13 protein-coding genes are annotated in these 14,889 nt (G+C 62.2%); 8 read left to right on the plus strand and 5 right to left on the minus strand.

Annotated features, from left to right (window positions below; translation table 11 throughout):
* The first annotated feature begins 10 nt into the window (after window positions 1-10).
* The 7 genes from NR164_RS03440 (at window position 11) to pqqE (ending at window position 6,714) form a co-directional block, all read left to right on the plus strand.
* Window positions 11-805: a carbon-nitrogen hydrolase family protein gene (locus NR164_RS03440; RefSeq protein WP_256822300.1), complete on the plus strand. Its 795-nt coding sequence runs from the start codon at window positions 11-13 to the stop codon at window positions 803-805.
* A gap of 48 nt (window positions 806-853) precedes the next feature.
* Entirely contained in the window at window positions 854-3,244 is a 2,391-nt protein-coding gene (pqqF, locus tag NR164_RS03445) for a pyrroloquinoline quinone biosynthesis protein PqqF (RefSeq protein WP_256822301.1), read from the plus strand.
* Window positions 3,245-3,403: 159 nt separating this feature from the next.
* Window positions 3,404-3,478 carry a pyrroloquinoline quinone precursor peptide PqqA gene (gene pqqA, locus NR164_RS03450; protein WP_003194766.1) on the plus strand — a complete coding sequence of 25 codons (75 nt, stop codon included), beginning with the start codon at window positions 3,404-3,406 and terminating at the stop codon, window positions 3,476-3,478.
* 71 nt (window positions 3,479-3,549) lie between these two features.
* Window positions 3,550-4,461 (plus strand): pyrroloquinoline quinone biosynthesis protein PqqB, encoded by a 912-nt coding sequence (gene pqqB / locus NR164_RS03455; RefSeq protein ID WP_017847831.1) that lies wholly within the window; start codon window positions 3,550-3,552, stop codon window positions 4,459-4,461.
* 105 nt (window positions 4,462-4,566) lie between these two features.
* The gene (gene pqqC, locus NR164_RS03460; RefSeq protein ID WP_017847832.1) at window positions 4,567-5,319 is read left to right on the plus strand and encodes a pyrroloquinoline-quinone synthase PqqC; all 753 of its coding nucleotides are present in this window, start codon (window positions 4,567-4,569) and stop codon (window positions 5,317-5,319) included.
* Entirely contained in the window at window positions 5,316-5,591 is a 276-nt protein-coding gene (gene pqqD, locus NR164_RS03465; protein WP_046381845.1) for a pyrroloquinoline quinone biosynthesis peptide chaperone PqqD, read from the plus strand. Before pqqC ends, pqqD begins: the two co-directional genes overlap by 4 nt.
* A complete protein-coding gene (gene pqqE, locus NR164_RS03470; protein WP_017847834.1) occupies window positions 5,584-6,714 on the plus strand; it encodes a pyrroloquinoline quinone biosynthesis protein PqqE in 1,131 nt (376 codons plus the stop codon). The genes pqqD and pqqE overlap by 8 nt, the downstream gene beginning before the upstream one ends.
* 5 nt (window positions 6,715-6,719) lie before the next feature.
* Here the strand turns inward: pqqE and NR164_RS03475 are convergent, their stop codons facing one another.
* Window positions 6,720-6,878, minus strand: coding sequence for a YqaE/Pmp3 family membrane protein (locus NR164_RS03475; RefSeq protein ID WP_010207008.1), 159 nt, complete (start codon window positions 6,876-6,878; stop codon window positions 6,720-6,722).
* Window positions 6,879-7,060: 182 nt separating this feature from the next.
* Window positions 7,061-8,329, minus strand: a complete 1,269-nt coding sequence (locus tag NR164_RS03480) for an aspartate aminotransferase family protein (RefSeq protein WP_046381844.1) — start codon at window positions 8,327-8,329, stop codon at window positions 7,061-7,063.
* A gap of 209 nt (window positions 8,330-8,538) precedes the next feature.
* Here NR164_RS03480 and NR164_RS03485 point away from each other — a divergent pair, with 209 nt between their 5' ends.
* The gene (locus tag NR164_RS03485; protein WP_046381843.1) at window positions 8,539-9,438 is read left to right on the plus strand and encodes a LysR family transcriptional regulator; all 900 of its coding nucleotides are present in this window, start codon (window positions 8,539-8,541) and stop codon (window positions 9,436-9,438) included.
* A 226-nt stretch (window positions 9,439-9,664) separates the two neighbouring features.
* On the opposite strand, the gene NR164_RS03490 is transcribed toward NR164_RS03485, so the two are convergent.
* The 3 genes from NR164_RS03490 to NR164_RS03500 form a co-directional block, all read right to left on the minus strand.
* Window positions 9,665-11,443 (minus strand): acyl-CoA dehydrogenase C-terminal domain-containing protein, encoded by a 1,779-nt coding sequence (locus NR164_RS03490; protein WP_046381842.1) that lies wholly within the window; start codon window positions 11,441-11,443, stop codon window positions 9,665-9,667.
* Window positions 11,444-11,565: 122 nt separating this feature from the next.
* Entirely contained in the window at window positions 11,566-13,335 is a 1,770-nt protein-coding gene (locus NR164_RS03495; RefSeq protein ID WP_256822305.1) for an acyl-CoA dehydrogenase C-terminal domain-containing protein, read from the minus strand.
* A gap of 90 nt (window positions 13,336-13,425) precedes the next feature.
* Window positions 13,426-14,715 (minus strand): diguanylate cyclase, encoded by a 1,290-nt coding sequence (locus tag NR164_RS03500; protein WP_079444824.1) that lies wholly within the window; start codon window positions 14,713-14,715, stop codon window positions 13,426-13,428.
* Window positions 14,716-14,889 lie beyond the last annotated feature (174 nt).

Raw genomic sequence — 14,889 nt, forward strand, 5'->3', positions numbered from 1 at the left:
GAGCCAAGCCATGCGTGTCGCCCTGTACCAATGCCCGCCGCTGCCGCTGGACGTGGCCGGCAACCTCGAGCGCCTGCACCGACTCGCGCATGAGGCATCCGGCGCCGACCTGCTGGTGCTGCCGGAGATGTTCCTCACCGGCTACAACATCGGTGCCGAAGCTGTCGGCGCATTGGCCGAGGCGCAGGATGGCGAGTCGGCGCGAACGATTGCCGAACTGGCGCGAAGTGCCGGGCTGGCAATCCTGTATGGCTACCCGGAGCGCGCCGCGAACGGGCAGATCTATAACGCCGTGCAGTTGATCGATACCCACGGCCAGCGCCTGTGCAACTACCGCAAGACGCACCTGTTCGGCGACCTCGATCATTCGATGTTCAGTGCCGGCGGCGATGATTTTCCGCTGGTGGAACTCAACGGCTGGAAACTGGGCGTGCTGATCTGTTACGACCTGGAGTTCCCGGAAAACACCCGGCGCCTGGCCCTGGCCGGCGCCGACCTGATCGTGGTGCCCACCGCGAATATGGTGCCGTTCGACTTTGTCGCCGACGTCACCGTGCGGGCGCGGGCTTTCGAGAACCGGTGCTACGTGGCCTACGCCAATTACTGCGGGCACGAAGGCGAGATTCAGTATTGCGGGCAAAGCAGCATTGCCGCGCCGGATGGGCAGCGAATCGCCCAGGCCGGCCTGGATGAAGCCTTGATCGTCGGCACGCTGGAACACCAATCGATTCTCGATGCCCGCGCCGCCAATGACTACCTGCAAGACCGCCGCCCCGAACTGTACGGCACGCTGCACAAGCCCTGATCTGGAGGGTTTGCTAGCATAGGCACTTCCCTCGTATCGGAAGTGCCCATGCCTGCGCCGGCCCAGCCCCATCACCTTCACCTGACCCTGGCCAACGGCCTGCGGGTTTCCCTGCGCCATACCCCGCGTTTAAAGCGTTGCGCCGCTGTTTTGCGGGTGGCGGCCGGCAGCCATGACGTGCCGTTGGCGTGGCCCGGCCTGGCGCACTTTCTGGAACATCTGTTGTTTCTTGGCACTGAACGTTTTCCGAGCGAAGAAGGGCTGATGACCTACGTGCAGCGCCACGGTGGCCAGGTCAATGCCAGCACCCGCGAGCGCACCACGGATTTCTTCGTTGAACTGCCGTTGTCGACCTTTGCCGATGGGCTCGAACGCCTGGCCGATCTGCTGACCCATCCGCGCCTGGCGCTGGACGATCAACTGCGCGAGCGCGAAGTGCTGCACGCGGAATTCATCGCCTGGTCCCAGGACGCCAACGCACAACAACAGGTCGCGCTGCTGGAGGGCCTGGCGGCCGATCATCCGCTGCGCGGCTTCCATGCGGGCAATCGCGACAGCCTGCCGGTGGAACGTCAGGCGTTTCAGCAAGCATTGCGGGATTTCCACCAGCACTTCTATCAGTCGGGGCAAATGACGTTGAATCTGGCCGGCCCACAACCGCTGGCAGAACTGGAACGCCTGGCGCGGCGCTTCAGTGAGCAACTGCGCGCCGGCCCGCGACACCCGCAGGCGGCCCCGCCAGCACTGATGCCCGCTCATACACAGCATTTCCAACACAGCGCCGACGGCCATCTGCATCACGTCATCAGCGTCGACGCCCCCAGGGAAGCCCTGGATTTCCTCTGTTTCTGGCTCAACGCCTCGGCGCCCGGCGGGTTGCGCGCGGAACTGCAAGCGCGGCAATTGGCGAGCACTGTGCAGGCCTCCGTGCTCTACCATTTCGCCGGACAAGCGCTGCTGGATCTCGACTTTACCCTCGGAACTCAAAGCGACGCGGCGACACAGATCGAAGCGTTGTTGTACGACTGGCTGAGCTTTTTCGCACACAGCGACTGGACATCTCTGCGCGAGGAATTCGCCCTGCTCAACGCACGCCAACAGCAGGTCCAAGGCGCCCTCGCGTTGGCGCGGCATGACAGCGAAGAACTCGAAGCGCCGGTGTCGGAGCAGCACGTTGCCGCCCTCAAGACCCTGCTCGACGCCCTGCCGCTGCAAGCCTGCCGACATGCGTGGCAACTGCCGCCCAACAACCCGTTCCTGCGCCCACCCGTGAAGGACGAACGCGCCGGCCTGATTCGCGGCCAGACCAGCGCCCACCGGGGCCTGCGCACCTTTGCCCAGGACCGTTCCCGAGGGCGGCGAGAGCTGTCGGCGTTGTCGTTCAGCCCGGCGTTGGCCGATGCCCATGAGGAAGGCGCGCTCTACCTGCGCTGGCGGCTGGATTGCGCGCGCCCATCGACGCTGGAAAACACCCTGGCACCGTTGCGCGAAAATGCCCGCCAGGCCGGCGTCGACTTATCCTTCGACGCGATCGGCAATGACTGGCTGGTGAAGATGGTCGGTCTTCACCAACCCATGCCGGCGATACTCGATGAGCTCGCGCGCAGCCTGAACCTGCTTGAGGAGGATCGGCAACACGCCACTGCCGGCACACCGCCGATTGCCATCCGGCAATTGCTCAAGGCGCTGCCGGCGTGCTGTGCCGGCGTTCGACCAAACCCGCCTGCGCCCTCGCTGTCGTGGGCCCACGCACGCTGGGAAGGCCTGGGCATTGGGCTGCCCGCCCACTGCGAAGCGGCGCTCAGATCCGCCGCCACCCGCTTGCCCGGGCAACCGGCCATTCTTGAATCCGAATGCCCCAGCCTCAACGGCCAGCGTCTATGGCATGAGGTCCACACCGATGCCCTCGATGCGGCCTTGCTGCTGTTCTGCCCGACGTCGACGCGCTCCCTGGCAGATGAAGCCGCATGGCGCCTGCTGGCGCACCTGCTCCAAGGGCCGTTCTACCAACGCCTGCGGGTAGAGCTGCAAATCGGCTACGCGGTGTTCAGCGGTATCCGACAGATCAATGGGCAAACCGGCCTGCTGTTTGGCGTGCAGTCGCCCAGCGTTTCCCTTGAGGGCATCATGCAGCACCTGCACACCTTCCTCGCGCAATTACCGGCATTGATCGACGCCAGCGACGACCTCGGCCACCCAGCGCTGGCGCAACAATTCACGGCGCAGGCGCTGCCCCTCGCCCAGGCCGCCGAACTGTTGTGGCAGGCGCGCCTGGCCGGCCATCCAGCGGATTATCTGGCCCTGCTTCAACCCCAGATCCAAGCCCTGACGCACGCGGATCTGCAGCGCGCCGCCCAACAGGTACAGGACGCCGCGGGCGGCTGGCGCTGCATCGCCAACGGCCCGCGCAGCGGCGGTGACTGGCAATCGGCAGACTGATCGTTGCCGCTGCCGCAATAGGCTTTTTCCACCAAGACAGCGCTAACTTGGAAAAAAATGCGTAATATTCATAGGCACACATCTGAACATCTCCGACTGGAGGTGGACTATATGTATTACTTGGTAGTAAACGTCCCATCCCTTCGTAGGAGTAAGAATATGACTTGGTCCAAACCTGCTTACACTGATCTGCGCATCGGTTTCGAAGTGACTATGTACTTCGCCAGCCGCTGATTGGCTGGGTAAGACAACGCCTCGGCTCGTCCGGGGCGTTTTTGTTTTCAGCTTTGTTTGATGGAGCGGCCATGTTTGTCCAGATTCTAGGTTCCGCCGCCGGCGGCGGCTTCCCGCAGTGGAACTGCAATTGCGCGAACTGCGCAGGCTTTCGTGATGGCAGCCTGCGAGCGCAGGCGCGTACCCAGTCATCCATCGCGATTTCCGACGATGGCGTGAACTGGGTACTGTGCAATGCCTCGCCGGATATCCGCGCACAACTGCAGGGCTTCGCGCCGATGCAACCCGGCCGCGCCCTGCGCGACACCGGCATCAGCGCGATCATCCTGATGGACAGCCAGATCGACCACACCACTGGCCTGCTGAGCCTGCGCGAAGGCTGCCCGCACCAGGTGTGGTGTACCGACATGGTCCATGAAGACCTCAGCAGCGGTTTCCCGCTGTTCACCATGCTCACCCACTGGAATGGCGGCCTGGCCTGGAACCGCATCGAGCTGGACGCCAGCTTCACCATCCCGGCCTGCCCCAACCTGCGTTTCACCCCGCTGCCGCTGCGCAGTGCCGCGCCACCGTATTCGCCGCACCGCTTCGACCCGCACCCCGGCGACAATATCGGCCTGATCGTCGAAGACCTGCGCACCGGCGGCAAACTGTTCTACGCCCCAGGGCTGGGCAAGGTGGACGCGCCATTGCTGGAAATCATGGCCGGCAGCGACTGCCTGCTGGTGGACGGCACGATGTGGGACGATGATGAAATGCAGCGCCGTGGCGTCGGCACCCGCACTGGCCGCGAGATGGGCCACCTGGCGCAGAACGGCCCCGGCGGCATGCTCGAAGTGCTGGAGCACCTGCCGAAGCAGCGCAAGGTACTTATCCACATCAACAACACCAACCCGATCCTCGATGAAGATTCTCCCGAGCGGGCCGAGCTGGTGCGGCGCAATGTCGAAGTGGCTTACGACGGCATGAGCATTGAACTGTAGGAGCGAGCTTGCTCGCGAAAAACGCAAGAACACCGCAGATACTCAGGGTGCACGCGTCACCGTTAACGACCTTCGCGAGCAAGCTCGCTCCCACAGGAGACCCATATGACTGATATACCGATGAGCACCGATGCATTTGAAAAAGCCCTGCGGGCCAAGGGCGCCTTCTACCATATCCATCACCCGTACCACGTGGCGATGTATGAAGGCCGCGCCACCCGCGAGCAGATCCAGGGCTGGGTCGCCAACCGCTTCTACTATCAAGTGAACATCCCGCTGAAGGACGCCGCGATCCTGGCCAATTGCCCGGACCGTGAAATCCGCCGCGAGTGGATTCAGCGCCTGCTCGACCACGACGGCGCCCCCGGCGAAGACGGCGGCATCGAAGCCTGGCTGCGCCTGGGCCAGGCCGTCGGCCTCGACCCGGACCAACTGCGCTCCCAGGAGCTGGTGTTGCCCGGCGTGCGCTTTGCGGTGGACGCCTACGTCAACTTCGCCCGCCGCGCCTGCTGGCAGGAAGCCGCCAGCAGCTCGCTGACCGAACTGTTCGCGCCGCAGATCCACCAATCGCGCCTCGACAGCTGGCCGCAGCATTACCCGTGGATCGACCCCACCGGCTATGAGTATTTCCGCACCCGCCTGGGCCAGGCCCGCCGCGATGTCGAACATGGCCTGGCGATCACCCTGCAGCACTACACCACCCGCGAAGGCCAGGAGCGTATGCTGGAAATTCTGCAGTTCAAACTGGACATCCTGTGGAGCATGCTCGATGCCATGAGCATGGCCTACGAATTGAAACGCCCGCCCTATCACAGCGTGACCACGCAGCGGGTCTGGCATAAAGGGATCGCCCTATGAGCTTTGATCGCAGCAAGAAACCGACCTGGCGCCAGGGTTATCGCTACCAGTACGAGCCGGCGCAAAAAGGCCATGTACTGCTCTACCCCGAGGGCATGATCAAGCTCAATGAAAGTGCCGCCTTGATCGGTGGACTGATCGACGGCGAGCGCGACGTCGCCACGATCATCGGTGAGCTGGATAAACAATTTCCCGGTGTGCCTGAGCTGGGCAATGACGTAGAGCAATTCATGGAGGTCGCCCGTGCCGAGCACTGGATCACCCTTGCCTGAAAAACCAGCCATCGGCCTGCCCTTGTGGCTGCTCGCCGAGCTGACCTATCGCTGCCCGCTGCAGTGCCCGTATTGCTCCAACCCGCTGGATTTCGCCGAGCAGGGCAAGGAGCTGAGCACCGAGCAATGGTTCAAGGTATTTCGCGAAGCCCGTGAGATGGGCGCCGCGCAGTTGGGCTTTTCCGGCGGCGAACCGCTGGTGCGCCAGGACCTCGCCGAACTGATCGCCGAAGCGCGCAAGCTGGGCTTCTACACCAACCTGATCACCTCCGGCATCGGCCTGACCGAGCAGAAGATCAGCGACTTCAAGAAGGCTGGCCTGGACCACATCCAGATCAGCTTCCAGGCCAGCGACGAACAGGTGAACAACCTGCTGGCCGGCTCGAAAAAGGCCTTCGCGCAAAAGCTGGAAATGGCCCGCGCAGTGAAGGCCCATGGCTATCCGATGGTGCTGAACTTCGTCACCCATCGGCACAATATCGACAAGATCGACCGCATCATCGAGCTGTGCATTGCGCTGGAAGCGGATTTTGTCGAACTCGCCACCTGCCAGTTCTATGGCTGGGCGCAGCTCAATCGCGTGGGATTGTTGCCGACCCAGGAACAGTTGGTGCGCGCCGAACGCATCACCAACGAATACCGCGCCAAGCTCGAAGCCGAAGGGCACCCGTGCAAGCTGATTTTCGTCACCCCGGATTACTACGAAGAACGCCCGAAAGCCTGCATGAACGGCTGGGGCAGCATCTTTCTGACCGTAACTCCGGACGGTACCGCCCTGCCCTGCCACGGCGCCCGACAGATGCCGGTGCAGTTTCCCAACGTGCGCGACCACAGCATGCAGCACATCTGGTACGACTCTTTCGGTTTCAACCGCTTTCGCGGCTACGACTGGATGCCCGAGCCGTGCCGTTCATGCGATGAAAAGGAAAAGGACTTCGGCGGCTGCCGCTGCCAGGCGTTCATGCTGACCGGGGATGCGAGCAATGCCGACCCGGTGTGCAGCAAGTCCGAGCACCACGGCATCATCCTTCAAGCACGGGAAGAGGCCGAACACGCCACCCAGACCATCGAGCAACTGGCCTTTCGCAACGAGCGCAACTCACGACTCATCGCAAAAAGCTGAGAGCCTCAGCGTTTGGCGATGATGTACACCGCGTGAATGATGCCTGGGAAGTAACCGCACAAGGTCAGCAGAATATTCAGCCAGAACGCGCCGGCGAAACCCACTTGCAGGAACACACCCAGTGGCGGCAACAGAATGGCGATGATGATACGAATGATGTCCATGGGTTCAGCTCCTGAAAATCGGCTCGTGTGAGCCGTGTAGCTAATCGACCTTGGACGTTCGTGAGGGTTCAGTAGGATCTGGCACCGCGACCATCGTTCGCTGCACAAAAAAAAACGCCCCCAGCCAAAAAAAACAAGCTGGGGGCGCCGCGTATACCGCGAGACGGTTCAGGAATAAGGGGTCAGACGGCGATGCCCTTGCGGCATTGCAGTTGTGCGGTGCGTACCCGGGAAAAGGCGTGCCCCAGGCGCAGGAGCATTTCGTCGATGTTGCTTTTGCTCACCGTCAGGGCCGGGGTGAAGCGCAGGCAATTGGGTTGCGGGGCGTTGAGGATCAGTCCTTCGTCCAGAGCCGCTTTTACTACGGCATCCGCAGAATCATCCGATAACGTCAGGCCCCACATCAGGCCCTGGCCGCGCAGTTGACCGTGGCCATAGCGATAAGCCAGGCGAGCCAGACCTTCGCCGAGGTAACAACCAGACTCACGCACATGCTCGAAGAAGCCATGCCCCAGCACAGCATCAAGCACCGCCCCCCCGGCGCAGGCCATCAGCGCATTGCCATGATGGGTGCCTTCCAGCTCACCGACTTCAAAGCAACAAGCCTTGCCACGCGCCAGCAGTGCCGCCAGCGGTACACCACCGCCCAGGCCTTTGCCGAGCGCAATGATGTCGGCGCGTACACCGTAGTACTCTTCGGCGAGCAAGGTGCCGCAACGGCCGATGCCGGTTTGCACTTCGTCGAGGATCAGCAGAATGCCCAGCTCGCGGCACAGCCGCTCGACACCCTTGAGGTAATGCTCGGTCGCCGGGATGACGCCGGCTTCGCTCTGGATCGGCTCGAGCATGATGGCAACGGTTTGCGCGTCAACGGCCGCGTGCAGCGCCGCCAGGTCGTTGAGCGGGACGTGACTGAAGCCCGGCAATTGCGGTTCAAAGCGGTTTTCACGGCTGCTCGCCGAGGCCGACATCGCCGCGAAGCTGCGCCCATGGCAACCGTTGCTGGCGCTGATGATGCGATAAGCACCGCCGCGATACAGCTGGCCCCACTTGCGCGCCAGTTTGATCGCCGCTTCGCAGGCTTCCGCGCCGCTGTTGAGCAAATACGCCTGGTCGCTGCCGGTGCGGTGGCACAGGCGGTCGACGAGGTTGAGTTGGGGACGGTTATGCAAGCCGTTACCGGGATTGATCAGCGCCTGGGCCTGATCGGCCAGGGCCCGGATCAATACCTGCGGGCTGTGGCCGAGGCTGTTGGCCGCGCAGCCCTGGCTGAAGTCCAGATAGGCGCGATCATCGCTGTCCCACAACCAGGAACCCTGGCCGCGCACAAAGACCTGCGGGGGGCGCGCTACGGTAGGCATCAGGCATCCACTGGGAAAATCTTCGCCACAAGCATCCAGGATCAGGTCATCCAGACTGGCCGCCGAGCGGCGCAAATTGAACAGGTTCACACTTTTCCTCCCATGGCAACCATGCCGTGGTCGGTGTACCCCGCAAAACCTGCCTGGAGGTTTTTTGACTTGCCTATGCAAACACCATCAACATAAACGCTAATCATCGCCCGATCTGGCCCTGTAAGCCTTGTGGATAGGCGCTAGACTAGGCGTCTTGGGGGCCAACGGCCATTTCGATTTTCCAGCTTTTTCGATAAGAATTACTTATGGATTTTAAGCAACTGCGTTATTTCGTCGCGGTGTATGAGGAAGGCCACGTAGGCCGTGCCGCTGAGCGTCTGTCGATCTCCCAACCGGCCCTGTCACAGCAGATCCGCCAGCTCGAACAAAACCTCGATGTGAGCCTGTTCGAACGCAGCAGCAAGCGCCTGCTGCCGACCCTCGCGGCCCATACGTTATACAACCACGCCTTGCCGTTGATCGATGGCATGCAGCAAGCCGTGGAGGCGTTGCGCAACTTCAAGGGCCAGGCATTGCGCACCTTGGCCATCGGTGTGTTGCAAACCGTACACACCAGCCTGGTGCCGCAGATGCTGGAGCGTGTGCGCAAGGCCCAGCCGCACCTGGTGGTGCAAATCTACGAACTGACCGGGCTGGAGATTGAACGGCGCCTGCTCAATGGTTCGCTGGACATCGGCATCAGTTACCTGCCGCCCCGCCAGCCGGGGTTGCACGGCGTGCTGCTGTATGAAGATGAGCTGAAGGTGGTCATCCCGGAGGATCACCCCCTGCGTGAATTCAAGAAAGTCTCCCTGACACAAGCGGCCGAGTTGCCGATGTTGCTGCTCGGGGAGGAGTTTCAGATCCGGCAGATCTGGCAGGGCCAGCTATCCAACCTCGGGCGGCGCCCGCAGGTGCAGGCGGAGTTGAATACCATGGTGGGGATTCTCGACAGCCTGCCGCATACCAAACTGGCCACGGTACTGCCGGGACGTTCCCAGGACCAACACAACAGCCAGGCGCTGCTGTGGAAACCCTTGAGTGAACCGAGGGTGCCGCTGAAAGTCGGGTTGGTGTGCCGCGATGTGCAGCGCCAGCAAGCGACGTTGGCGCTGCTGCGCACCTTGCTGGAGGACGTGATGAACGCTCCGCAGGTGCCGGGCTGACTTTTTCGCGGGCAAAAGAAAACCCCGCCGAAGCGGGGCTTTGCAGACTGTTTCCCTGACATCCATTTCACTCCGCCATCCTGGCAGAATCCTACGTGTCCGTGTTGTTGCTTTGCGCTTCCTGCGCGACGTCCATGTGAAGTAGATTATCCGTGGATCCAATTTGGCGATAGAGGACGATTAGCAGCACGTCATGTAAGAGAATGCTTACAAAGCCTCTACACCCTTAGAACAGGGCCTCATCCAGCAAGAACAGCGATTCGCTACCGGCTTTTACCGACGCGCTCAACGACTGAATACGCGGCAGCAGACGGGCAAAGTAGAAACGTGCGGTGCCCAGCTTGCTCGCGTAGAAACCTTCCTCGGCTTCTTTGCCCAGCGCCGCCTTGGCCATCCTTGCCCACATGTAGGCGTAGGCCATGTAACCGAATGCATGCAAATACTCCACCGAGGCCGCACCGATTTCATTCGGGTTGCTCTTGGCACGGTCCAGCACCCAGGCCGTCAACTCATCCAGGCTATCCACCGCGGCATTGAGCGGCGCGGTGAACTCAGCCAGCTCCGCGCCCGCGGTGGCGGTGAACTGGCGGATCTCGTCAGCGAACAGGGTGTAGAACGCGCCGCCACTGCCGACAATCTTGCGTCCCATCAGGTCCAGGGCCTGAATGCCGTTGGTGCCTTCGTAGATCTGGGTAATGCGTACATCACGCACCAATTGCTCCTGGCCCCACTCGCGGATGTAACCGTGGCCGCCAAAGATTTGTTGGCCGAGCACCGTGGTTTCCAGGCCCAGATCGCTGAGGAATGCCTTGGCCACCGGGGTCAGCAAGGCCACCAGGTTATCCGCGCGCTCGCGGGCGGCGGCGTCTTCGCTGAACTTGGCGATATCCAGCTGCATCGCCACATATGTGGAGAATGCACGGCCGCCTTCGTTCGACGCCTTCATGGTCAACAGCATGCGACGCACGTCGGGGTGGACGATGATCGGGTCGGCGACTTTGTCCTTGGCCTGGGCACCGGTCGGCGCACGGCTCTGCAGGCGGTCGCGCGCATATTCAATCGCGTTCTGGTAGGACCGCTCACCGGACGCCAGGCCCTGGATGCCTACGCCCAGACGCTCGTAGTTCATCATGGTGAACATTGCCGCCAGGCCCCGGTTAGGCTCGCCCACCAGGTAACCCACGGCTTGGTCGAAGTTCATCACACAGGTCGCCGACGCTTGAATCCCCATCTTGTGTTCGATGGAGCCGCAGCTCACCGGGTTACGCGCGCCCAGGCTGCCGTCGGCATTGACCATGAACTTCGGCACCAGGAACAGCGAAATGCCCTTCGGCCCCGCAGGCGCATCCGGCAGTTTTGCCAGGACCAGGTGGATGATGTTCTCGGTGAGGTCGTGTTCGCCGCCGGTGATGAAGATCTTGGTGCCGCTGATGGTGTAGGAACCGTCCGCCTGAGGCTCGGCCTTGGTGCGGATAATGCCCAGATCGGTGCCGGCATGGGCCTCGGTCAGGCACATGGAACCGGCCCACTTGCCGGAGTACATATTCGGCAGGTAAGTGGCCTTGAGTGCTTCATTGGCGTGGGTGTTGATCGACACGCAGGCGCCGGAAGTCAGCATCGGGTACAGGCCAAACGCCAGGCTCGACGAGTTGATCATCTCTTCGACTTGCGCCGACACCGCCTTGGGCATGCCCATGCCACCAAACGCCGGATCGCCGCCTACGCCCACCCAGCCGCCTTCGGCGTAGGTGGTGTAGGCCTGTGGAAAGCCGTCCGGGGTGCTGACAACGGTGTCGGCCCAGCGGCAGCCCTGTTCATCGCCGCTACGGCTGAGCGGGGCGATGGATTTGGCGGTGACTTTACCGGCTTCTTCGAGGATTGCCTCAACGGTTTCGGCGTCGACCGTGTCTGCCAATGCCGGCAATTGGGCCCAAAGTGTGGCGACCTCAAAAACTTCGTTGAGGACGAAGCGCATATCACGCAACGGCGCTTTGTAATCAGCCATGGCAAACCTCGTGAGAACGTGAAAAGTAATTCGATAGGGTCGGTTTTACAGGCGCCGAGTGTACCCGAACAACTTTTCAGACACATAGGGTCCACTTTTGACTGATTGGTATTTTTAAGTCATCAGCCGCCGAATGCCTCCGCAGGCAGACTCATCAGGCACTCGCTGCCCGCTTGCACGGCAGCCCGATGGGTGGCGGTGCGCGGCAGCAGGCGCTTGAAGTAAAAGTCGCAGGTGGCCAGCTTGGCCTTGGCGAAGTCGGCATCGTCGTGGGTCTGCGCCGCGATCGCCATGCGCAGCCACAAATAGGCGAGGACGATGTAACCGCTGTACATCAAGTAGTCCACCGCGGCGGCGCCCACTTCGTCAGGGTTTTTCATCGCGGCCATGCCGACCTCGGTCGTCAGCTCGCCCCATTGCCGGTTCAGTTGATCGAGCTGCGCCACATACGCCTTGAGCTGCGCATGCTCGGCATGCGCTTCACAGAACTTATGCACAATCCGGGTAAAACCGCGCAGCAGCTTGCCCTGGCTGCCCAACACCTTGCGCCCCAGCAAGTCGAGCGCCTGGATGCCGTTGGTGCCTTCGTAGATCGACGCAATGCGGCAATCGCGCACCAACTGCTCCATGCCCCACTCGCGAATAAAACCATGGCCGCCGAACACCTGCATGCCGTGGTTGGTCACTTCCAGCCCGGCGTCGGTCATGAAGGCTTTGCAGATCGGCGTGAGGAATGCCAACAGGTCTTCGGCCTCCTGGCGCTGGCCGGCGTCGCTGCTCAAGTGCGCGGTGTCGAGCAGTTGCGCGGTGAAATAGGTGAGCGCCCGGTTGCCTTCGTTGAACGCCTTCATGGTCAGCAGCATGCGCCGCACGTCGGGATGGACGATGATCGGGTCGGCGGCTTTTTCAGGGGCCTTGGCGCCGGTCAGCGCGCGCATTTGCAGGCGGTCGTTGGCGTACCTGATCGCGCCCTGGAAGCTCGCTTCGCCGTTGCACAGCCCTTGCATCCCGGTGCCGAGCCGCGCGTGGTTCATCATGGTGAACATGCAGTTGAGGCCTTTGTTCGCCTCGCCGATCAAAAAGCCCTTGGCCCCGTCGAAGTTCAGCACGCAGGTGGCCGAGGCCTTGATCCCCATCTTGTGCTCGATGGAGCCGCAATGCACCGCGTTGCGCTCGCCCGAATCGGCATGGAACTTGGGCACGATAAACAGCGAGATGCCTTTGGTGCCGGCCGGGGCGTCCGGCAGCTTGGCCAGCACCAGGTGGATGATGTTGGCGCTCAAGTCGTGCTCACCGGCAGAGATGAAGATCTTGCTGCCGCTGACCGCATAGCTGCCATCCGCCTGGGGCACGGCGCGGGTCTTGATCAGGCCCAGGTCGGTGCCGCAGTGGGCTTCGGTCAGGCACATGGTGCCGGTCCATTCGCCAGCGGTGAGTTTGCTCAGGTAGGTGGCTTTCTGTTCGGCGCTGCCGTGGGCGTGGATCGCCGACATCGCGCCGTGGGTCAGCCCCGGGTACATGCCCCAGGAGGTGTTGCTGGAGCCGATCATTTCGCTGAGCACCAGCCCCAGGGATTGCGGCAGGCCTTGACCGCCGTAGGCCGGGTCGGCTGCCACGCCGTGCCAGCCGCCTTGCACATACTGAGCAAAGGCTTCCTTGAAGCCCTTGGGCGTGGTCACCACGCCTTTGTCGAAATGGCAGCCTTCTTCATCGCCGCTGCGGTTGAGCGGCGCGAGCACGTTCTCGCAGAATTTCGCACCTTCTTCGAGGATCGCGCTGACCATGTCCGGGCTGGCGTCCGTCGCGCCAAGGGCGGCGTAGTGAGCGTGGAAATCAAACACGTTGTCGATCAGAAAGCGCATGTCGCGCAGGGGAGCTTTGTACTCAGGCATGGCAATGTCTCCGGCAGCAGATGGTTTCAACCTACTGCCGGCCACCGCCCCGGACAATCACTGTAGCGCCGCTGAATACAGCACCATCACTCAACCGGCAGCACTCTGCGTGCGTACCGCGCCACGGCGGTTTTGCCCGGCCGCAATCACGCAGTTACGCCCCGCGCCCTTGGCGGCATACAGCGCCTGGTCGGCGGATTTGAGCACCTCTTCGGAGGTGCGGTGCTCGGCCTGGCGCTCGGCCACGCCGATGCTGACGGTCACCGAGACACTCGACGCACCGCTGCCCGCGCGCCGCTGGCGACCTTGCAGGTCATCCTGCGGGCGGTCCGGGTTGCGCAGCTTGATGTCGTAGTTGGCGATGATCTCGCGGATTTCTTCCAGGTGCGGCATGCATTCATCCAGGGTCTTGCCGGCAAACACCACGGCGAACTCTTCACCGCCATAACGGTAGGCGCGTCCGCCGCCATTGACCTTCGACAGCTTGCTGGCGACCAGGCGCAGCACCTGGTCGCCGACATCGTGGCCATGGGTGTCGTTGAAGCGCTTGAAGTGATCGACGTCGCTCATCGCCAGCACATAGTTGCGCCCCAGTCGCTGCATGCGCTCATTGAGTGCGCGGCGCCCCGGCAGGCCGGTCAACTCGTCACGAAACGCCATCTGATAGGCCTCGTGGGCCACCGCGGCCGCAATCATCAGCATTACCTGGCTGCACATGATGTTCAGAGTGAACGGCAGGATAAACGTCTGCGGCAACATCCAGAACAATCCCACCAGCCCCACCATCTGCGCCGCGTGCAGCGGGCGCGGCTGGTACCAGTATTGCGCCACCAGGGTCAGGAAACCGATCAGGAACATCGGGTACGACAGCTGGATCAGGCTCATCCAGGCGCCATGCAGCGCCGGCCAGCGAATTTCCGCCAGCCAGTTCAGCAGCGCCTGGGGATAACTTTGCTCCAGCGCCAACGCGACACTGCCGACCGCCAGCAGCACCGCACAGCGCGCGACAAAATCACGGAACAAGTGGGTTTTTTCCTGCCACAGCCCATAGAGGCCGAACAGCAGCGGCAGCAACAGGCAGCACAAGTGGAACACCACCGCGGCGTCTTCGCGCACGCGGCCGTTGTCGCGGTAGTAGTCGGTCTGGGTGTCGAGCAGGAAGTAGGCGATGTACACCGTGATCATCAGGAACAGTTCACGCTGGCGACGATAGACCGCGCAATACGAACCGCCGAGCAACAGCACCAGGGTCGGCAACACGTTGAACAGCGAGGTGAAGAAGACGTTGAGGTCCTTGACATACGCAGCCGAGAGCCCGGCCAGTAACAGCAGCAATGAAGGGAGGAAATGACTGAAACGTAAAGCGGACGCGCGTGACAAGGGTAAAACTCCGACCCGCCAGGAATGATGGCACTGTGCCTTACTCCAGACAGTTAAACATACCCTGCCCGGCCTGTATCACATTGCCATCACTGTAACGGCAGCCAATCGCAATCCCTGAGCGCCCCGCTGCGTTTTTTATCGGCAAAAAAAAACCGTCGCCCCCAACAGGAG

This window comes from Pseudomonas sp. Pse79 (assembly GCF_024519615.1).
In the GTDB taxonomy this organism is placed as follows: Bacteria; Pseudomonadota; Gammaproteobacteria; order Pseudomonadales; family Pseudomonadaceae; genus Aquipseudomonas; species Aquipseudomonas veronii.